Origin of the sequence: Spartinivicinus poritis (assembly GCF_028858535.1) — a bacterium.
GTDB lineage: Bacteria > Pseudomonadota > Gammaproteobacteria > Pseudomonadales > Zooshikellaceae > Spartinivicinus > Spartinivicinus poritis.
The window spans coordinates 67,009-87,968 of record NZ_JAPMOU010000021.1 but is presented as its reverse complement, the minus strand read 5'-3'; the positions used below and the strand labels follow the sequence as shown (position 1 = coordinate 87,968).

Sequence of the window (20,960 nt, the reverse complement as noted above, 5' to 3'; positions counted from 1 at the left end):
CCTTACCGCTATGAGTGTATTACAAAAAATATTGGCTGTAATCCGAGGCAAAGTAAGGGAGATAGCTGAGCCGATGATTGATGGGAATGCAATCCGCACTTATCAACAGGAATTGGTCAGTGCTGAAGCTGGGTTGACTCAAGTAAAACACTATTTACGTCTGGTAATGGCCGAACGTATTCAACTGGAAAGCAGCTGCCAGTTACTCAAACACCAATTGGCAAAAAGTGAACAACAAGCCCTTGAGGCTTTAAATAAAGGGGAAGAGTCGCTTGCTATCGACATAGCAGCCACCATTGTTGAAATAGAGTCCAGCCTGGCTAATCAGCAAAATCATATTGTGCAGTTACAGGCTAAAGAAACTAAACTGACTCAGCAGACCAAGGCCGTTGCTCAGCAAATTCGTGAATTTAGCCTTCAGTTACAATTGATCCAGGCAACGGACTATGCTCACCAAGCCTTCCGCTTGGTGTCCCATTATACCGAAGGTATTTCATCTAACTTCAGTCAGTTACAGGCATCATTATCAACCATTAAGCAACAGCAGCAGTATTTTGAAGCGTTTGATGAAGCACGTGCCAGCCTTGAAATAACGAATACCGCTAATGAAAAGCAAGCGCCATGAAAGACTCATCAGGTATCCAGCTGCTTTAGCATCCAACCGGCCAACGCGGCAATACCCAGTATCACTATGGGCGAAACCACATAAAATACGGCTACACCAAATCGAAAGCCTGTACCGGGCCAAACCAGGATAACCATAAAATCAAATAGGCCATGTCCTACCGCCAGAGCCAATAAAGACACTGAAAAATAACGCAATACCGCTAATAACACCCCTAACGAGAAATAATAAGGCAAGGTATGTAAACCATTATTAAAGTGATATAACGCAAATAGTACACTGCTTATTAATATAATTAAGCCTGGACGATGGTTATTGCTAAAAAATGGCAACCCACGGAATAAAACTTCTTCTGCTAAAGCAATCAGCACCAAATAATAAAAAAGCCCTTTTAGGGCTATAGTTAAATTTAGTTGCGACCAATTTGAGGTTCGTTCAGTCAAACCAAAAATCAAGCCAATGACCAGTAGCAAGACACTGAGGAGTATTGCGCTTCGCACCAACATATAACGAATAGAATGTGAAGCACCCCCGGAAAAGAAAACGTTAGCACAATTTTTCTGGCAATAGTAAAAAAGGGCTCCTCCAATGATCAATTGCATCCAAGACAAACTATGGAGTAATTGTACTCTTTCAGCTCCCACCAATCCTGCCGCATACCCAATAATAACCACTGATAGTACAACGATGAACGACAGTGCTGCTATTATGAATAACATTAATATACCCTTCACGAATGATTCTTAGGTTTTGTTATCTTCATTCCTCACCCCAATCACCTATTATTTATAGGCTCATGAAGTTTCGTCACTCGATGGCCGCACCTAAAAACCATTCGTATTGGGTATATATAGCTATCATTAATGATTTTTAGGCAACTAAAATCATAATATCAGTTGTTATCTAAACAAGCTGCCCATTCTTTTTTATTTAAACTTGATGTATTTTTTTCAGCAACTCACCAGCAGCTGTCAGTTCTTGGGGAGTATTGATATTCATTAGCTGTGAATGAAATAAAGCAGGTACTTGCCAAGGTTTCGCACCAATAGCAGCTAACCAGTCAAATACTTTGCGATTACCTTGTTGTAATTGCTGTTCGATACGTAATGCATCGACCGTTTTAACAAGGCAGTGGAGAAAATGTCCTTGTTTTTCTGTTTGTAAATAACTGGTCGGGTTAGCGGTTAAATTAACTTCATTTATCCAGCTAGCCAACAGGTTTTCGGTGATTAATGGGGTATCAGTGGGTACACATAATAGCCAAGGTGTATCGACTTGTTTTGCCGTCGCTAGAATACCCGCTAAAGGGCCTTGATACTGAGTCGGTTCAGCATCATTAATTAATTGCCTGGTGATTTGTTGATACTGATCGAAGTGACGATTGCAGCTAATGTAGACATCAGTAACCACCCCCTCCATTGCCTGTTTAACCCAACTGGCCAGCGGCCTACCCGCTAAATCAATTAAGCCTTTGTCCTGGTAATCCATTCGGCTTGCCTGACCACCCGCCAAAATAATGCCGGTTACTTTTTTGTCAGCCTTATCAACCTTATCAGGTAACGGAGATACTATTTTAGTTGGGTCGCTCATGAGGTTCTAAACAAATAAATAAAACCACCCAAGCTTAACAGGATTTAAAGTAATGATGAAATGGGCTACCCACCAATCGCTGCTTCCACATTAATCCCTGCTTCCCGCATTTTCGCTAATTTATAACGTAAGGTACGTGGGCTAATACCGAGTTTCACTGCCGCTTCTTTGCGTTTCCCCCGCTCTTGTCGTAACGCATCAATAATTAACTGAAATTCCCGTTGTCGAACCCCATCACATAACTGAGCCTTATGGCTACACTCCGACAACGACCCATCAGATGGCTGTGAATCAACCATGGCAGCGACGGGAGCAGTCGTATGAAAGGCAGGCGGATTAACTTGAATATCACTCATCAGCTGCTCAGGTGACAGATCAACACATAAGTCACTGGCATAAATAACATCACCTGGTTGTAAAATTAATGCCCGTTGTATGGCATTATCCAGCTCCCTGACATTGCCAGGCCAATGATAATGCAACAATTGCTGTTTAGCTGATGCATCTAATTGCACAGGTACCCGCTGCATTTTTTGACAATGCTGGCTAAATAACCGTTCAGCAATGGGCACAATATCCGCCGGCCGCTCCCGTAATGGCAACAACTGCAGTGGAAATACACACAGCCGGTAGTATAAATCTTCACGAAAACTGCCCGCTTTCACTTGCTCCAGCATATCTCTATTCGTGGTTGCTAGCACTCTTACATCCAGGGAAATGGTTTTTCGTCCCCCCACTCGCTCAACTTCTCTTTCTTGTAATACCCGTAATAGTTTGGCTTGCAGCCCCAAGGCCATTTCTGAAATTTCATCCAGCAATAATGTGCCCCCATCCGCTTGCTCAAATTTACCTGGCATACTTTGGTAAGCACCTGTAAAAGCCCCTTTTTCATGGCCAAATAAAGTCGCTTCCAACATATTTTCAGGGATAGCAGCACAATTAATGGCAATAAAAGGTTGTTTTACCCTGGCAGATTGTTGATGGATATAGCGAGCTAAAACCTCTTTGCCCGAGCCGCTTTCACCTGAAATCAACACTGTGGAGTCGGAAGCAGCCACCCGTTTTGCTAAAGCCAACAACTGTCGACTGGTTTCTGCCGCTGCAACGGGGCTATCAGCTCCTTTGATATTAGAGCAACCAGTAATGACCCTGCCGACAATATCCAGCAGTGCTTCTGGCGCAAAGGGTTTGACCAAATAGTCAATAGCACCCATTTTCATTGCCTGCACTGCTTGATTAATGCTGCCATAAGCCGTAGCTAATAACACCGGAATTTGGGGGAAATGCTGCTTAATATACAACAGTAAATCATGGCCATTCATTTCTGGCATATTGACATCGGTTACCACCATATCCACGCGTTGCTGACTCAGCTGCTGAACCGCTTCTTTACCATGGATGGCAGCCCGGCAGTGATAGCCAGCTAAAGACAAGGTATCACAAATAGCTTCTTGTAAGGCCTGGTCATCTTCTACAACTAATACAGTGTATTGACTCATTATACTGACTACCTCCATTATTCCTTTGCCAATATTGTTTGCTAAATATTCACTATTTTTTCAGCTACATTGGTGGCTATTGGCTGATTTGATAAGGGAATACTGATTTGAGCGCAAGTACCCTGATCCGGTATAGAGTGCAAGTGAAAATCCCCTTGGTGGGCACGCACCACGGCTTGTACCACAGCGATGCCTAGCCCTGTTCCCTGAGCTTTAGTGGTAAAAAAAGGTTCTTTCGCTTGCTTTATTTGCGCTTGACTCATACCAGGCCCGTTATCTTTAATAGTGATTAGCAATCGACTACGGGTTACCCTGGCCGTTACCCGCAACCAAACAGCCTGTTGATTAGCGGCTTCAACTGCATTAGTCATTAAATTTAAACAAGCCCCAACCAACGCATCCTGATTACACTGCAAAATTGCCTGCTGATAAATCGTCTCTTGATTGGGCTTATCTTTATTGGCAGGACATTGCCATTCAATCTTGGCCCGTTGAAAAACTGCTACCCCTTCCACCGCATGTTGCAAGCTGGTAAAAAACGCAATAACCGACAACTGGTTCGCCATGGGCAATTCTCCACGAGCAAACACCAGCATATCTCGTACTTGTCGATCCAGATGACTCAGTCTGGCCATGAGTTTTTCAGCAAATTTAATTTGTTGGACAGGCGGCAGCGATCCTTTCATTAAATGCCCTGCATAGAGCATCGCTGCTGAAAGTGGTGTTCGAATTTGATGAGCTAATGACGCCACCATTTTGCCCAGTGCTGATAACCGTTGATGATGACTCAGCGCTTGCTGCAAGCGTCGTGTTTCCGTTAAATCATTTAACAGGATGATTTGACCCGGCTCAGATTCCAGTGAGCGGGTGGCAATATTCACTCGGCGCCCATCTTTTAGCGATATTTCGTGGCCATCATCATCACGAGGGGCAAAGCAGCGTGTTATAATATTCCGCCATACCTCTCCCAGTAGTGGCTCACCTAATAAATCAACTGCCGTTTGATTACATTCTACCACTATTCCCTGGGCATCAATGACCACAACCCCTGCCGGTAAAATATGTAACAAACTTTCTAGCCGCTGAGATAACCGAACCTTTTCTGCAATTTCTCGTTGGTATTGAGTTTTAGTTGTCGCTAGCTGCTGAGCTAAACAATTCACTTGACTCTCAAGTGACTGGCTTTCCCATTTAAGTGCTGAGCTAAATAGTGTGGAATAAGGAACGGTTACGTTACTATCAGGCCGCAGCTGAATCATTTCCTCAGTACTTACATCAGGTAACTCTGCTTGGCTTTTAGCGGTAGACGTGGGCTCCGCCGTGAGCGTTTTTATATAATTCGACATCGGTAAGCTCCCTGAAGACACTCTGTGGTGCCAATTCATTGGACTTAACCGGTGTTTGCAATATCAATGCCCAATATTTTTTATTTATTAAATCAATAGGTTAGCTGACCAAAACAAATTGCAGTCAATTCCCTGACATGGATTCACGACGTTGCAAACCGTATTTTCGCATTTTTTCTACCAAGGTGGTTCGGCGAATATGCAACCGCTCAGCAGCCCGAGCAACAACCCCATTACTATCATCCAGGGCTTGTTTAATTAAGCTTTTTTCCAGGTTAGTCAGGTAGTCTTTTAAATCCAAACCATTCACAGGTAATAAGGCGGGCGTATCCAAGCCAACTAAACCGACGGTTTCGATCTGTTGGGGAAACATGTCTACCACATCTTTAGTATTTTCATCATGCTCATCAATATGCCGGTATTTTTTGGGTAATTCCTGTACGCCAATAACACCATAGGGATGCATAATGGCTAAGCGCTCAACCAAATTTGCTAACTCTCGGACATTACCGTGCCATTCATGACGACACAACGACATAATCGCCGCGGAATTAAATCGGATTGAACCGCGCTTTTCATTTTCCAACCGGGCAATTAACTCATTCAACAGCAGCGGTATATCTTCCACACGTTCTCGAAGGGGTGGCATATCAATGGGGAAAACATTTAACCGATAATACAAGTCTTCACGAAACCCGCCATCCTGAATCATGTCTTCTAGATTCTTATGGGTGGCTGCTATAATGCGTACATCTGTGGTAATGGTTTTATTGCCCCCTACTCGCTCAAAATATTTTTCCTGCAACACCCGTAGTATTTTCACTTGCATATGCAGAGGCATATCACCAATTTCATCTAGAAACAGCGTGCCTCCCTGTGCCAGTTCAAACCGTCCAATACGAGTAGAAATGGCCCCAGTAAATGCGCCTTTTTCATGGCCAAATAATTCGCTTTCCAGTAACTCACCAGGGATGGCACCACAGTTGACAGGTACAAAAGGGCCATTGCGGCGATGGGAGTTATAATGCAGGTTTCGTGCAACCACTTCTTTACCGGTTCCAGACTCCCCGGTGATCAGTACACTGACATCCTTATCCGCCACCTGAGCCATCATCTCCCTCACCTGTTGTACCTTCCGGCTGGTGCCAACTAAGCTGCGGAACAACTGAATTTCTCGCTGCTGGCTACGACCATGATGACGACTAAGCTGATATTGCTCGTGAAAAACCTGAGAACGATGCAGGCTATCCAGTAGCTTGTTATAGCTGGGCGGGTAATCAATCGTCGCGATCACTTGCCGTTTCAAGTCTGGATCACAGGCTTCTGACAGCGATTGTTCACCAATTAATAATACGGCTATACCGCCATACCATTTTTGGATATCAGCAATCATCGACTCCAAAGGGCTATGGCAATCGCCCAATAATAACCCAGCGATACCTTCAGGGTTAACATCCTGCTCTTTTAACGCCTGCAACCAATGACTGGAATCCAAAGCAATAAAGTCTTCTCCTAAGAACTCCAGGATGACCTTCATTTCGTGCCGACGATTGGCATTATCATCAATTAGCAAGACTTTGATTTCTCGCCACATACCCACTTCCGCTCGACTTTCATTATTAGAAGCTGTCACAAAGCGATTATGCGCAACACCTTTTGCAACAGCTTTATTATTGCAGAAAATACCAAACTCGCTTGAAAGACCGTTTGGTAATATCATCGTCGGATGACCAAGCGATGCTTACCTCAGTAAAGTCAGAAATGTGAGATTGGTCAAATTTATGACAGGCATTCCCGCTAAAGTGACATGATTCACATTTATAATCGATTTAACCGGTTTGTGCTAGCAACCTTCATCTAATTGACATATTGCAATCATGATAGTGAGGTTAATTCTTGACAGTGGCTTGGATAATACCAACATAACAACCAGACAGGCTTTTACGAGCTAAAAACCATAGCTAGTGCTAAAGTTTAGATAGATAGTGCCAAAGGGTCAGATATAAAGAAGATTGTTTTAAACCGTTTGAAAGACAGCGATTAAAAGCTAAATGCAGATTAATTTTGAATTTGACGGTAAGCAGTTACTCCAACAATACCTTGTTGACATCGCTGTAATTGGCTAGCTAATTGTTGTTTATATTGCTCATACTGGCTAATGGCCTCTTGATAGCCTTGATACAGCTGGCGAAGCACAGTAACAACTTCAGTGGATTGGGGAGCCTTGATTGTTAACTGAGACAATATCTCACGACACTGCTGATCAACTACCTCAAACTGTTCCCAGGTTTGTTGCTTAACAATAACCTGTAACTGGTCATGTAATTGGCTAAGCTGTAAAACAGCTGGTAATGGACGATTATTTTTCATCATTAAGTACAGTTTGTGAGCGTTACCTATATTAATCCATAAAATGAAAAAAGCGCTTATCAATCAACGGCAATAACTGATATTTTCATAATTATCAAAGTATTGCGTTGTATATGATTAACCGACTGCCGTTGGCTGGGCCACTTGTTCACGAATACCATCCCAACCGGTTTTCACTTCTCTTAATAATGTAATCACTTCTTCAACCAGCTCTGGGCTATTAGAGGCATTAGCTTCAAATAAGCGGAATTCCATGTACTCATAAAGGCTAAAAAGGTTTTCAGCCACTTCACCGCCTTGCTCTTTATTAAGAAAGCTTCTCAGCCCACCAATAATCTCAATGGCTTTATTGATAAAGCGATTTTTTTCTTCAATTTCTTGCCGCTCAATATGACCTTTAGCAGTCAGTAAACGTTCTAAAGCACCATCAATTAATAATTGAATCAGTTTATGTGGGTCTGCATCGATAATGCCCGTCTCCCGATTCACTGCCTGATATTGCTTCAGTTGATTATATGCATTCATCGATCACCTCATTCTCTCGTTATCAATCACTCTTACTACTAGCTACTAACGCATCCAATTGGGATTTGATAAAGTCCTGGGTATTTTTAAGCTTAGCAATTTGAATATCTGCTGCAGTAAACTGGGTTTCCAACTGTTTTCTAAAGGCTTCAACCCGTTCATCTAGTTTGACCCTTTCATCAGCAATATCATCCAAACTTTCAGTTAATGAATTGGTTTTGGTGGTCACAGCACCATCTGAAGCTAAAAATGAAGTCACCTTATCAATTAATTGATCCGCTACACCGGAAATAAATGTGACTGTACCTCGGTCACCGGTGGTGGTACCACTGACTTCCAAGCGAATACCTTCAGCGTCATCTCCCACTGCCGCCGTCAGTACTTTGCCAGAGCCTGTGGCAGTTTTGCCGTTAATCGTGCCTGCTACATTTACTCCTGCCGTACCGGTACCTACTGATAGTCCCAGCTGCGCCGCCGTATTCGTATCAACTTGCGTTATTTCAACAGTAGATGTGGTACCAAAAGTATTAGAGGTAATCACCAGCTGATTAGAACCATCCACTGTCACAGACACCGTTTTACCTGCATTTATTAAATTATTATCGGCATTAATTTTACTTTGAATTTCTGCTGCTAGCTGGGTTGGCGAATAACTACCAGGTGCAAGAGTTAACTCAGCCGTTTCAGTGCCATCGATGTTGACTTTAAGGGTATCGTTATTTCCATCAATGGTTGTTGAGCCACCCAATGCTACCGTGCCATTTAAATTTCCTTGTGTCGCTGCCGTCGTAATATTAATGGCATAGGTACCTTTTTGGGTGGCACCGGTATTGGATAAGAATTTCACCTGATTATCAGAGGTACGGCCTTGGCTAGCAAACAGCCCCACCACATCATCAGGTGACTCTGCTAATTTTGTTTTAAATTTAACGCTATCAAAAATTAAGGTGCCGCCATCATTTGAACCTGCTGAGGCAGACACTTGAGTACTAATACCAATATCAGCCAGGCTTCGAATATTGGCTGTTTCTAACCCTTTAACTACCCCACTCAGAATATCTCGGGTTTGGGCAGTAATACTCCGTAAAGTCGAATCACCAATTAGCACCCCCGCTTCCAAGGTGTCAGGATTAAACGCCGTCAATTCATTGACCAGGGTTTGATAAGCGTTGAATTTATCGACAAATTCCTGCACTCGATCAACGATAGTTGCTTCATCACGAGTGATTGATAAGCTGGAAGCAGCGCCTGTATTGGTGCCAGTTAGGTTTAATGTTACCCCTTCAATCGCATCAGATACGGTATTAGATGAGCGGGTGATGCTGATGCCATTCACTTTTAAATTGGCATCTTTGGCTTGCACGGTTTCGGTTAAATTATTGGTGGTGCCATTAAACACTAGCTGGGACAAACCATTGGTATCGGTATTGTTGCTATCGTCATCGGTTACATTGATGGTAATGTCATTTGCCAGCCCGGTTTGAGTGGCATTAAATACCAGCTGAAAGCCTGAACCGGTATCCAGTACACTGGCAGAAACATCCAGCCCCGTTTCTGCATTGACCGCATCTCGAATACCTTCTAGGGTGTTGTTACTGCTATTGATAGTAATATTTTTTGTGGTAGTGCCCACGGTAATACTGAGGGTACCGGTGCCAATCGTATCGGTTTTATTGGTGAATACACTAGAAGCGAGTGAGTGGGCTTGAGCTAATTGAGTGACCTCTATTGAAAACTGCCCCAACGGTGCGTCGGAAGAAGCCGTTGCTGAAAATGCTGAGGAGGTAGTTGAAGCTTTAACAGCAAGCACATCGGCCATCGAGTCTAATGAACGCGAAGCTAAGCGTAAATCAACCAACGCACTTTGCACTCGTCCAAACTCTGATAGTTGAGTATTCAGGGTGTTTTCCCGGCTGGTCAAACGCTTATCAGCGGGCTCTTTTTCAACGGCAACCAGCTTATCAATCAAGTCACTGGTTAATACCCCTGATCCTATACCGATGGATGAAATACCTGCCATGGCTGCTACCTATTTAAACCCACGTTCTATCAGGAGGAACTTACTAAGCTTACTCATTAAAGCGGCAATTAGCGGCAAAACTTTACCCTTCTTATCAAGCCATTTGTAATAAGCCTATAAGCAAGCTACTTGCTGCAGACACTTTGCAGAATGCCTTTATCAGCTATGAATGCTTCAAGCTCGTATATTCAACAAGTGAATATCATCTTCAACATTCAAGCTTTGCGCCAACTTTAATGCCAACTCATCTGGTATTTGTCTGACTACCTCTTCTGATTTTCTATCGACTACCGTGATTACAGTTCTGCCCGAAGCAGAATCCATATCAAAACGAAGGTCTCGCTGCTGAGCCTGAACGAACTCATTCAGCTTGGTAACTGCCAGTTCAACTTGCTGCCGCTTTTGCTGTTGTGATGATTGCAACTCCTTTGCATCACCCGTATTGATATTAACAGCACGTTCAGCATGACTAGGGCTTACATCCTGCTTCACACTTGCAGCCTTCCTTGTTTCACTCACTTCCTTGGTACTCGCCGCCACCTGGGGGGGCAATGAACTAGGCTTGGTTGTTACAGCCTCCATTCTCAAGGTAGGCGATGTCAGATCAACCTCTTTCATATCTCACCTCATCACCTCTCAAACACCAAAGCCGACACCAGTTTCCCGGTGTCGGCCCACAGCTAAGTCGACCTCTATTACTGTAGCAACGTCACTACTGTAGTAGAGATAAAACCTGCTGCGGCCTGGCGTTAGCCTGCGCCAGTATCGAAATACCAGCCTGTTGTAATACCTGGGCTCGTGAGAGCTCAGCAGTTTCTGCCGCAAAGTCCGCATCCTTAATCCGCGAATTGGCAGCAGATAAATTTTCACTATTAATGGTTAAGTTACTGATGGCAGACTGGAATCGGTTTTGAATAGCCCCTAAGTCTGCTTGTTGTTTAGAGATTTGCTGGAGAGCATTGTCTACCGATTGTATAGCTTTGTTGGCTCCATCCACTGTCGTAATATCAACATCTTTGAGTAGCTGGCCATCCAGGCCACCGCCGAAAGTACCAACTTGAAAACCTGCACTGCCTATACTTCCAGTGTTACTGCTTAGCTCTATTTTGTCTCCTGAGAACAATGCCACAGAGCTAAAGTTGGTGGTATTAGCAGCCAAACTGTTAGCAAATCCAGTCTCAGCGCCTATGGTTGTCAAAGCACCTGTTTGGATATTTCGACCATCTTCCGCAATAAGCCTAAATCTATTTGACCCAAATGCTTCTGCTCTAACCCCAGTTTGCCCTGATGCATTATTAATGGCTGTCACAACAATATTTTGAACGTCACTAATTGTGTCATCGTCCACATAAGATATATTGATTGATACACCATTGATAACAACACTTCCCGATTTGTTTGCTGCGGGGTCTGTAATAGCATCACTCACTACTATTGTTTGATTAGCCTTTGCTGTTACGCCAGTTTGTTCACTAACTAAGTTAATAGCCGCCGCTTTAGCAATTGCACTTTCCGCTTTTTCATTGCCACCAACATCAACTGAGGCGGTATCATAAGAGTCAAGTGATGGTCCTACTGCCACACCATTTATGACCAAATCACCAGTAGCCAATGCTGCGTTAGTCACATTATCGCCAGCCACACCACTATTAACGCCACTATAAGTACCTACCTCAAAACCCGCGTTATCAATACTGCCTGTTGTTGTATCCAGAGAAATATCAGTACCATCACGAGAAATTAACGAATATGTCCCAATTGAGGTACCAGCAGCTGCTAGCCCAACAGCATTCGTTGCAATTGCTCCATCTGCCAAAACAATATTGCGACCATCAGCTGCCGTTAGGGTAATACCGGTTGTAGCGTTGCCATCAAAAGAAGCAACCACACCAGTCTGACCTGACTTTTCATTTATGGCATTAACAACACTTTGAAGGTTAGCTTGCGCAGACAAACTAGCGTCAGTGGCTACCTCTATGGACAGCCCATTAATCGAAATCCCACCATTTTTATCAGTCGATGTGTAAGTTGTCCCAGCAACAGTGGTACCATCAACTTTAGCAATCACACCGGTTTGATCTGAGACTCTATTGACTGCTGCAGCCTTTGCAATTGCACTTTCCGCTTGAGAACTTGTTGAAAAACCATCATCCACCCCTGACGACGCACCTACGGCAATGCCATTAATTACCAGGTCACCAGCTGCTAATGCGTTAGCCGCAACAATATTAGAGGAAATACCTGCTTCTATAGCGCTGCCTAAACTATCTGTGGTTGCTTTGGAGACACTCACCCCAATGGTATCCCCGAGATTGGCTCCCGTTTGGAAAATAGAGCCATCAAAGGTACCATCCAGTAGTTTTTTGCCGTTAAAGTTGGTTTTTTCCGCCACATTTTGAATTTCAGTGACCAACTGTTTGACCTCGGCATTTAAGGCTTCTCGGTCAATGCTGGTGTTACTGCCATTAGCTGATTGCAATGCCAGGTCACGAATCCGTTGTAAGTTCGAGCTGATAGACCCCAATGCCCCTTCCGCTGTTTGGGCTAAAGAAATTCCATCATTTGCATTACGTATGGCCACCGAGGTTCCTCGTATTTGTGCATCTAGTCGAGAAGAAATGGCTAAACCCGCAGCATCGTCTCTGGCACTGTTAATTCGTAAGCCTGATGACAGCCGCTGTAGCGCTTGGTCTTGAGCAGCTTGTGAGGTGTCCAAGTTACGACGTGCCATGATAGAAGCAATATTCGTATTAATGATCTGAGGCATGCTTGTTCTCCTTATTAACCTCTAACAATTCCAGGTCAGAGGGCCTACGCGATGTCTCAGCAGGTGACTGAAGTGTCGCGGCTAACCTTCCTGAGTTGGTTAGCGGCAATAAGGAAAAAATATTTTAGATGTTTTAGTAATTAAAAACATCATCAATATTAATTAACCTACATCATCAATTTTTATATTTACTTCTCAATGATTTACAGTGTTTTGGGTTCTACTCTATCTCCTCTTATTTACTTACATTTATTAATCATTAATTAAATAAGACTATTTTTATTAATTTTTTAAAACGGTTATTGATTAAACTAATTATTTTTTTCCTTGAGCTTAAAACCGGCCTTGAATATTCAAGGCCGGCTGTTATTTTATTATTTAGTTATTACTGTAGAAGTGATAACACCTGCTGTGGTCTTGCGTTGGCTTGAGCCAGCACTGAGATACCTGCTTGTTGTAGTACCTGCGCTCTTGATAGTTCAGCGGTTTCTGCCGCAAAGTCCGCATCTCGAATCCGAGAGTTAGCAGCTGACAGGTTTTCATTACTAATTGATAGGTTATTGATGGTTGATAAGAACCGGTTTTGGATTGCACCTAACTGGGCTTGTTGGGAAGATATTTGTTGTAAGGCATTTTCCACCGATACAATCGCTTCATTCGCCCCTTCAACTGATGATATGTCAATATCCTTCACTAATTGACCATCATCACCATTACCATAGGTACCAACCTCAAATCCTGACTTAGTAATTCCACCAGAAGCCGTATTAGATGTCAGCTCAATTTTACCCGCTGATAGTAAGTTAATTGACCCTAAGTGAGTTGTACCAGCACCAGCTATATTGGCTCCAAACCCTGCATCAGCAACGTTACCTGACCCAGTATCAAGTCTAATATTACGGCCATCGTCTGCAATTAAGCGAAAAGACTGACCAAACGCTTCAGCTCTGACGCCTGTTTGGCCCGACTTACTATTTACAGCTGTAATTACTGCAGCTTGAATATCACCAACTGTATCAGCTGCACCAAAAGAGACACTGATCAACACATCATTTATTTTTATGCTTTCAGTCCGATCATTACCCGCTGTAATAGCCTCACCAAATACTTGAGTAGCAGCTGTCTGAGCTATTACTCCAGTTTGAGAAGAAACTCTATTTATTGCGGCTGATTTAGCTATAGCACTACCATCCTTGTTAACAGTTGAAGCCGTGTCATCCACAACTAAGGAGGGACCTATAGCCACCCCATTAATCACAAGGTCACCAGTTACAAGCGCAGCTGTTGTTAACTCTCTACCTAGAAGTCCACTATTTACGCCACTAAAAGTACCAACCTGTAGGCCAGCATTATCTATGCCTCCATTACCGTTGGTAGCATTATTAGTATTAAGCTGAATATCACTACCATCTCTAGATATTAAGGTGAAAGTACCAGTGTAAGTATCTGTACCTGCGGCACCATCACTTAAACCTACTGCAGCCGCAATACCTGAGCCATTATCGTCATAGGCAATATTCCTACCATCATCAGCGATTAAAGTAATCCCTGTATTAGCATCTCCTGTATTGACACCCCTTACTCCTGTTTGTGCTGACACAGCGTTAATAGAAGCAATTGTTGCCTCTCTGTTAGTATCAGCATCAAGGTTGGTATCAGCTGAAACTTTTATTACAACTCCATTTATTTTTATAGATGCACCAGCAGCAACTGTTGCATTTGTAGCAGCAACGCCTGAGTATCCAACGACATTAGCATTAACTCGGGCAGTAACACCGGTTTGTTCAGAAGCTCGGTTAATTACTGCAGCCTTAGCTATTGAGCTCTGGTCTTGACTCACTGTAGAGAAGCTATCATCCGCTCCACTAGATGCACTGATAGCCACACCATTAATCACTAAGTCTCCTGCATTTAAAGCAGAGTTATTGGCAGGAGCTGTTCTAGTTGAGGAAACCCCATCAACTAATGAGCTCCCTAAACTATTTGTTGTTACTTTAGCAATGCTTACATCAATAGTGTCACCCAAGTTGGCCCCGGTTTGAAACAGGGTATTATCAAATGATCCATCAAGTAACTTGGTCCCATTAAAATTGGTTTTTTCCGCAACATTTTGTATTTCAGTAACCAATTGCTGCACTTCTTCGTTAAGTGCTACTCGGTCAACGTCGGTATTACTGCCATTGGCTGATTGCAGGGCCAACTCACGTATCCGCTGCAAGCTTGAAGTGATTGATGCTAAAGCACCTTCTGCGGTTTGAGCGAGTGAAATCCCATCGTTGGAGTTCCTAATGGCAACTGAGGTACCCCGAATTTGCGAATCAAAGCGTGTAGATATGGCTAATCCAGCGGCATCATCTTTTGCGCTATTAATTCGCAGACCTGAGGATAGTCGTTGAAGGGATAGGTCTGTTGCTGCTTGAGAAGAGTCTAAGTTCCGCTGGGCATTCAGCGAAGCAATATTGGTATTTATTATCTGGGGCATGCTTGATCTCCCGTTACATCACCAATCACTTGGTTATGGTCAGAGGGTCGGCGCGAGGTCCCAGCAGCTTGCTGAATGGATCGCGACTCACCTGTCTGATTGAGTTAACGGCGATCAATGTGATTTCTTTAACAAAAAATACAAAATTACTTCATATTTTTTGATAACTGAATGTCATATAGGGTTGATTGCTGGGTGTAGAGGGTTCTTCAGCTACATATGGATGGTTGTCGCATATGGAGGATTAGGAATACAGCTTCCCCCTTTGAGGCTGTTGCAAAAGGGTATTGGTGAATAAATATGAAGTAACAGGGTATTCTAAAACTGTTGTCAAAAACAGGGGCATTAGAACGATAGCACAATCCAACTTCCCCCTTTGTAAAAGGGGGATTGAGGGGGATTTTTATATACAAATAAGGCAAAGACGGTTTATAACCCTAGTCCATTTAAATCCCCCCTAGCCCCCCTTTATCAAAGGGGGGAACAGCTTTCGCGACAGCCTCCTTTATTAAAGGGGGAAACAGTTTTGCGAAATCCCCTTGGTTAGGAGGGTTTGTTTTTACTCTGCCGCTTGCAGTAACTCTAACACCTGCTGCGGTCTGGCATTGGCCTGGGCCAGTACGGAAATTCCCGCTTGTTGTAATACCAATGCCTTGGATAAATTAGCCGTTTCGGCCGCAAAGTCGGCATCACGAATCCGTGATAATGCGGTGGTTTGGGTTTCATTAAAAATAGATAAATTATCAATAGCCGATTGAAACCGATTTTGAAAAGCCCCTAATCGGGATTGCTGAAGGGCAATTTGGTCAAGGGCATTATCGATTGCAGTTATCGCGTCGTTCGCCCCTGTGCTGGTGGTTAAATCAATATCTTTCACTAACTGCCCTGATAATACATTACCGAAATTACCCACCCTAAAACCAGAATTAGCGATAGAACCGGTATTAGTGGTCAACGCAATTTTACCCGCAGACAACAATAAAACAGGAGCCGCTTGGGCATTATTAAAAAATAGTGTTGCAGCACCAAAACCTGCTTCGCCAATATTCGCCGATTCATTTTCCAAAATAATATTCCGGCCATCTTGTGCTACTAAACGAAATGAAGTACCAAAGGTTTCTGCTGTTACGCCTGTTGTGCCCTGGCTGTTATTAACGGCTGTAATCACATTATTCACAATCGTGCTGGCACTATCGGCAGCATTAAATGAAATATTGATAGTAACGCCATTTATTTGGATGGATTCATTACGGGTATTACCCGTTGTAATTGCACCACCATAAACAATGGTGGAAAGTGCTTGAGCCGTCACACCAGTTTGAGTGCTGACTGAATTAATTGCCGCTGCTTTAGCAATAGCGCTGCCTGCATTTGTACTTGACGATGCATTATCAGAACTGGCTAATGACTGCCCCACAGCGGTTCCATTAATCACTAAATCCCCCACATTTAAGGTACTGCTCACCAGCCGCTGGCTGACAGCACCACTATTACCACCACTAAACGTCCCTACATTAAGGCCAAAAATATTATTGCCGATTTCTGAACGGCCAAAATCAACGGTAAATTCCTTACCATTGGTTGATACCAAACTAAATGTCCCTACATAGGTAGTGGCGGCACCTGCCTGCCCTACTCCGACAGCCGCTGCCAACCCGGAAGCATTATCATCATATTGGATATTGCGACCATCACTGGCTTCCAATGTAATGCCGGTAGTGGTATTACCCGTATCAATGGCTTTGACTCCGGTCTGGCCACTCACATTATTAAGAGCCGTAACGACAGCCGCCCGGTTAACATCGGCTGATAGTGCAGTATTGGTTGCAACTGATATGGATACACCATTAATTTTAATGCCGCCGTTGACTGTCGCATTAGTTGCTGTCGCCCCGGTATAACCTACGCTATTGGCATTCACTGTCGCGCTGACATTCGTTTGGTTAGTGACTTTATTAATGGCAGCAGCCTTAGCAACCGCACTGGCATCTTTAGACACGCTGGACAGGTTATCATCTACCGAGCTGGATGCACCCACTGAAAACCCATTAAGCAGTAAATCACCCGATAAAGAGGCTGTGACAGTGGCAGGCCGAGTTGAAGAAATACCATCTGTTAAGGCACTGCCTAAACTGTCAGTGGTCGCTTTCACGATATCGATGGGGATGGTTTCCCCAATATCCGGCCCGGTTTGAAATAACGTAGTGGAAAAAGAGCCATCCAATAATTTTTTGCCGTTGAAATCTGTATTTACAGCAACACTTTGGATTTCGGCAATCAGTTGTTTAGCTTCTTCATTTAACGCGCCTCGATCCACCTCCGTGTTATTGGTATTGGCCGACTGAAGGGCTAGTTCGCGAATGCGTTGTAGGTTTTCCGTTATCGAGCCCAACGCGCCTTCAGCGGTTTGAGAAAGGGAAATACCATTGTTGGCATTTTGAATGGCGACAGACGTACTGCGGATTTTGCTATCAAAGCGAATGGCAATAGCAAATCCCGCCGCATCGTCCTTGGCACCATTAATCCGCAGCCCTGATGATAATCGCTCCAACGCAGTACTCTGCAACCGATCAGCACGATCTAAATTGCGCTGCGCCACTAACGAAGCAATATTGGTATTAATGACCTGTACCATAAGTCACCTCTGATCATACTACCCTGCTGATCGAGAGGCTTTGCTCACTGCTTTAGTACTTAGATTAAATCTCTCTCCGTCACAAAAGGCATTTTTAGCCCCCTCTCCCTTTGGGAGAGGGCTGGGGTGAGGGTTTAATTTTAGAGCTACTAGCTTATGCCACCCCCTCATCCTAACCTTCTCCCCCAAGGGGGAGAAGGAACTTGGTTTGGATCACCTTTACAACACCTTCATCTAAGAGAAGGTTGGGCTAAGGGGATAAAACTTGTGAGCATTATCCTCACGGGATAATAAGTGGCACATTTTTATAGAGAAAATAAGTGCGCCACCAGCCTTACTAATAAGGTTAGTGGAGCAAAATAAAACAGTAACTTAATCGCGACAGAATAAGTCACTTTTTTAATATTAAGTTTTTATTATTAGCTTGTTATTATTCTTTCTATTTATTTCACCTAACATCAACATTATTGACAATTCCCTTAACGGCTTAATTAATAAAAAGTTTAATTTTTTATTACATTTTTTGGTTCTTAAAACTCAGTTTATTAGTGGCAAAATTCTGCCACTAACAGGCTTCTATTTTCCTGATAGTTTCACGTAAAATAAAATCAGCTATTTGATTTATAAGACTTATTTTGATTTATAAGGCAGGTGAATTATCCCTTGGCATACCCCTTGTATAACGTGTAGTGAGTCATGTATTGCCTACGAGAGGCCAGAGATTAACCTAATACAGCTGCACTATAACCATGTCAATATGACTTTATAGGGCGGTGAGTCACGGGTCATAAATATATCTAAAACAGGGCTGTTTATTAGTAAAAACAGTTTGCTTTAGGTATAGACAAGGAGAGCAGTGATGCCACAAGTCATTAATACCAATATTGCGTCGTTAAATGCCCAGCGTCATTTAAATTCTTCCCAGTCAGCCAATGCCACTGCTTTGCAACGGTTATCTTCTGGTTTACGGATTAACAGTGCCAGAGATGATGCTGCCGGGCTATCCATTTCTACCCGCTTTGATACCCAGGTGCGAGGACTTAATGTAGCTATTCGCAATGCCAATGATGGAGTTTCCCTTGCACAAATTGCCGAGGGTGCATTAAGTGCCATGAAAGATAATTTATTACGGATTCGTGATCTGGCCTTACAAGCGGCTAATGCCACCAACAGCGCTGAAGACCGTGAAGCACTCAATGCCGAAGTACAACAACTGAAAAAAGAAATTCAACGAGTTTCTGAGCAAACTAACTATAACGGCACCCAGCTACTAGATGGCACCTTTACGGAAGTCACTTTTCAAATTGGGGCCAATGAAGGGGAAAATATCGCTTTTAACATTGAAGGCGCAAGGGTTGATCAACTAGGTGCTTCTGAAGAAGTTGGTGTCAGTGCTCGCGGTACCAGTACCGGCATAGCTCAAGGGGATTTATTAATTAACGGGGTGCCAATTCCCAGCTCAAAATCCACTTCTGATACCGCATCAGTAGCCAACAAAAGTGCCAGTGCCATCTCTAAAGTCGCTGCAATTAACTCCAAGTCTGATGAAACAGGCGTTACAGCAGAAGTATTAACCAACTCTGTTGAAGGAACCAACCAGACAACCCCCGCGGTGACAACTGCAGGTGATATTTTGCTGAATGGAGTCACCATTACCCTAGCCACCAGCGCTAATTTATCAACCGACTCTAATCGCGAGGCGGTGGTAACGGCTATTAATGCCTTTTCTAATCAAACGGGGGTGGTAGCCACCAATACTGGACAAGATGCCTCCGGTATCGTATTGGAAGCGGCGGATGGCAGAAACATAACGCTTATTTACAATAATAGTGGTGGCGATAATGTCACTTCCGCCGCTACCGGCATGCCTACTATCGGAGGAGCCGCGAATGTCGGTACCACGGCTGATATTACCAGTGCAGCTGCCATTACTGCTGCGTCTTCCGGAGCGTCAGCATCAGGTGGCTTTACCTTAATATCCAAAGATGGCACCCCCATTAAAATCGAACAAGGCACGAGTGGCCAGCTGAATCAAAATGTTGGCCTGGCAGAAGGCACCTACCCAGGAACAGGCGCGTTCCTTTCCTCACTCGCGGCAATAGATGGTGACTCGGGCACAGCAGGAAAGCAGGCAGCCCCGACGCTTAATGATGGCGATCTTGTCATCAATGATGTTCCCGTCCCTGCTGGTAACCCTTTGGATGATACTGCCTCTAGTCAGGATAAAGGCAGCAGCGCTATCACTAAAGCGGCTGCTATCAACAAAGTCAGTGAGCGAACAGGCGTGACTGCGACGCCTAACCCTAATTTAGTGAATGGCAGTACTATGACTGCTGCGGCAACCAGTGGCGTACTCACCATTAATGGCGTTCAAACGTCCACTATTAATACAACCACTGATTCTGAGGCGAGCCGATTTGCCGTAGTTAACGCGATCAATGCTATTTCTGGCCAAACAGGAGTCACCGCTGTTGATACAGGCAGTGATACCGGTGGAGTTCAATTATTTGCTGAAGATGGTAGAAATATAACAATCACGTTCCCAACGGCGGGAACCCCTTTAACCCCAGCGTCAACAGGTTTAGTCAATACCGGGCTTGCTGCAGGTACCGCCGGTACTTATGAGTCATCAATCAGGCTTAACTCCGCAGCCCCTATAACCCTAACCAGCAATAATGCAAATGGATTGACTAATCATGGATTACAAGCAGGCACTTTTGGCGGCGCCGAAACAGGTCAGTTTCTTCAAGACATCGATATCTCAACGGTAGAGGGCGCACTCACTGCACTAGAGTCAGTTGACCATGCGTTACAATCTATTAATTTACAACGGTCTAACTTAGGTGCGATTCAAAACCGTTTTGAATCGACAGTATCCAACCAGGCCATTGCAGCAGAGAACTTATCTGCTGCTAATTCACGGATAAAAGATGCCGATTTTGCAGCAGAAACCGCCGAGCTGGCCAGAACCCAAGTACTACAACAGGCGGGTATTGCCATGCTGTCACAGGCTAATGCTCTACCACAGCAGGTATTACAATTATTACAAGGCTAATGGCGTATAACAAAATAGTCATACAAAAGGAGCATGATGCTAACTA

At 43.8% G+C, this 20,960-nt stretch carries 14 protein-coding genes; 2 read left to right on the top strand and 12 right to left on the bottom strand.

What is annotated here, in order from left to right:
• Window positions 1-10 precede the first annotated feature (10 nt).
• On the top strand, window positions 11-625 hold the full coding sequence (locus ORQ98_RS16355; protein ID WP_274689877.1) for a PspA/IM30 family protein: 615 nt from the start codon (window positions 11-13) through the stop codon (window positions 623-625).
• Between the two features lie 8 nt (window positions 626-633).
• Here the strand turns inward: ORQ98_RS16355 and ORQ98_RS16350 are convergent, their stop codons facing one another.
• The 12 genes from ORQ98_RS16350 to ORQ98_RS16295 all read right to left on the bottom strand — a co-directional run bounded on the left by ORQ98_RS16350 (window position 634) and on the right by ORQ98_RS16295 (window position 17,859).
• The gene (locus tag ORQ98_RS16350) at window positions 634-1,344 is read right to left on the bottom strand and encodes a CPBP family intramembrane glutamic endopeptidase (RefSeq protein WP_274689876.1); all 711 of its coding nucleotides are present in this window, start codon (window positions 1,342-1,344) and stop codon (window positions 634-636) included.
• A 211-nt stretch (window positions 1,345-1,555) separates the two neighbouring features.
• Window positions 1,556-2,215: a molybdenum cofactor guanylyltransferase gene (mobA, locus tag ORQ98_RS16345; protein WP_274689875.1), complete on the bottom strand. Its 660-nt coding sequence runs from the start codon at window positions 2,213-2,215 to the stop codon at window positions 1,556-1,558.
• A 65-nt stretch (window positions 2,216-2,280) separates the two neighbouring features.
• Window positions 2,281-3,714, bottom strand: a complete 1,434-nt coding sequence (locus tag ORQ98_RS16340) for a sigma-54-dependent transcriptional regulator (RefSeq protein ID WP_274689874.1) — start codon at window positions 3,712-3,714, stop codon at window positions 2,281-2,283.
• A gap of 41 nt (window positions 3,715-3,755) precedes the next feature.
• The gene (locus ORQ98_RS16335; RefSeq protein ID WP_274689873.1) at window positions 3,756-5,060 is read right to left on the bottom strand and encodes a sensor histidine kinase; all 1,305 of its coding nucleotides are present in this window, start codon (window positions 5,058-5,060) and stop codon (window positions 3,756-3,758) included.
• Between the two features lie 124 nt (window positions 5,061-5,184).
• Entirely contained in the window at window positions 5,185-6,654 is a 1,470-nt protein-coding gene (locus ORQ98_RS16330) for a sigma-54 dependent transcriptional regulator (RefSeq protein WP_274689893.1), read from the bottom strand.
• A gap of 464 nt (window positions 6,655-7,118) precedes the next feature.
• A complete protein-coding gene (locus ORQ98_RS16325; RefSeq protein ID WP_274689872.1) occupies window positions 7,119-7,433 on the bottom strand; it encodes a hypothetical protein in 315 nt (104 codons plus the stop codon).
• Window positions 7,434-7,547: 114 nt separating this feature from the next.
• Window positions 7,548-7,955: a flagellar export chaperone FliS gene (fliS, locus tag ORQ98_RS16320; protein ID WP_274689871.1), complete on the bottom strand. Its 408-nt coding sequence runs from the start codon at window positions 7,953-7,955 to the stop codon at window positions 7,548-7,550.
• Between the two features lie 22 nt (window positions 7,956-7,977).
• Window positions 7,978-9,975: a flagellar filament capping protein FliD gene (gene fliD / locus ORQ98_RS16315; RefSeq protein ID WP_274689870.1), complete on the bottom strand. Its 1,998-nt coding sequence runs from the start codon at window positions 9,973-9,975 to the stop codon at window positions 7,978-7,980.
• Window positions 9,976-10,149: 174 nt separating this feature from the next.
• Window positions 10,150-10,593, bottom strand: coding sequence for a flagellar protein FlaG (locus ORQ98_RS16310; protein ID WP_274689869.1), 444 nt, complete (start codon window positions 10,591-10,593; stop codon window positions 10,150-10,152).
• Window positions 10,594-10,687: 94 nt separating this feature from the next.
• Window positions 10,688-12,742: a flagellin N-terminal helical domain-containing protein gene (locus tag ORQ98_RS16305; protein ID WP_274689868.1), complete on the bottom strand. Its 2,055-nt coding sequence runs from the start codon at window positions 12,740-12,742 to the stop codon at window positions 10,688-10,690.
• Window positions 12,743-13,127: 385 nt separating this feature from the next.
• A complete protein-coding gene (locus ORQ98_RS16300; protein WP_274689867.1) occupies window positions 13,128-15,224 on the bottom strand; it encodes a flagellin N-terminal helical domain-containing protein in 2,097 nt (698 codons plus the stop codon).
• Window positions 15,225-15,783: 559 nt separating this feature from the next.
• Window positions 15,784-17,859, bottom strand: a complete 2,076-nt coding sequence (locus tag ORQ98_RS16295; protein WP_274689866.1) for a flagellin N-terminal helical domain-containing protein — start codon at window positions 17,857-17,859, stop codon at window positions 15,784-15,786.
• Between the two features lie 859 nt (window positions 17,860-18,718).
• On the opposite strand from ORQ98_RS16295, the gene ORQ98_RS16290 reads away from it, so the two are divergent.
• Window positions 18,719-20,914, top strand: a complete 2,196-nt coding sequence (locus tag ORQ98_RS16290) for a flagellin N-terminal helical domain-containing protein (RefSeq protein ID WP_274689865.1) — start codon at window positions 18,719-18,721, stop codon at window positions 20,912-20,914.
• Window positions 20,915-20,960 lie beyond the last annotated feature (46 nt).

What these genes read in the sequence shown, in the direction of transcription:
- ORQ98_RS16355 (WP_274689877.1), top strand. Translation starts at nt 11, where the DNA reads ATGAGTGTATTACAAAAAATATTGGCTGTAATCCGAGGCAAAGTAAGG.
- fliS (WP_274689871.1), bottom strand. Translation starts at nt 7,955, where the DNA reads ATGAATGCATATAATCAACTGAAGCAATATCAGGCAGTGAATCGGGAG.
- ORQ98_RS16305 (WP_274689868.1), bottom strand. Translation starts at nt 12,742, where the DNA reads ATGCCTCAGATCATTAATACGAATATTGCTTCTATCATGGCACGTCGT.
- ORQ98_RS16325 (WP_274689872.1), bottom strand. Translation starts at nt 7,433, where the DNA reads ATGATGAAAAATAATCGTCCATTACCAGCTGTTTTACAGCTTAGCCAA.
- fliD (WP_274689870.1), bottom strand. Translation starts at nt 9,975, where the DNA reads ATGGCAGGTATTTCATCCATCGGTATAGGATCAGGGGTATTAACCAGT.
- ORQ98_RS16290 (WP_274689865.1), top strand. Translation starts at nt 18,719, where the DNA reads ATGCCACAAGTCATTAATACCAATATTGCGTCGTTAAATGCCCAGCGT.
- mobA (WP_274689875.1), bottom strand. Translation starts at nt 2,215, where the DNA reads ATGAGCGACCCAACTAAAATAGTATCTCCGTTACCTGATAAGGTTGAT.
- ORQ98_RS16310 (WP_274689869.1), bottom strand. Translation starts at nt 10,593, where the DNA reads ATGAAAGAGGTTGATCTGACATCGCCTACCTTGAGAATGGAGGCTGTA.
- ORQ98_RS16350 (WP_274689876.1), bottom strand. Translation starts at nt 1,344, where the DNA reads ATGTTATTCATAATAGCAGCACTGTCGTTCATCGTTGTACTATCAGTG.
- ORQ98_RS16300 (WP_274689867.1), bottom strand. Translation starts at nt 15,224, where the DNA reads ATGCCCCAGATAATAAATACCAATATTGCTTCGCTGAATGCCCAGCGG.
- ORQ98_RS16335 (WP_274689873.1), bottom strand. Translation starts at nt 5,060, where the DNA reads ATGTCGAATTATATAAAAACGCTCACGGCGGAGCCCACGTCTACCGCT.
- ORQ98_RS16295 (WP_274689866.1), bottom strand. Translation starts at nt 17,859, where the DNA reads ATGGTACAGGTCATTAATACCAATATTGCTTCGTTAGTGGCGCAGCGC.
- ORQ98_RS16330 (WP_274689893.1), bottom strand. Translation starts at nt 6,654, where the DNA reads ATGTGGCGAGAAATCAAAGTCTTGCTAATTGATGATAATGCCAATCGT.
- ORQ98_RS16340 (WP_274689874.1), bottom strand. Translation starts at nt 3,714, where the DNA reads ATGAGTCAATACACTGTATTAGTTGTAGAAGATGACCAGGCCTTACAA.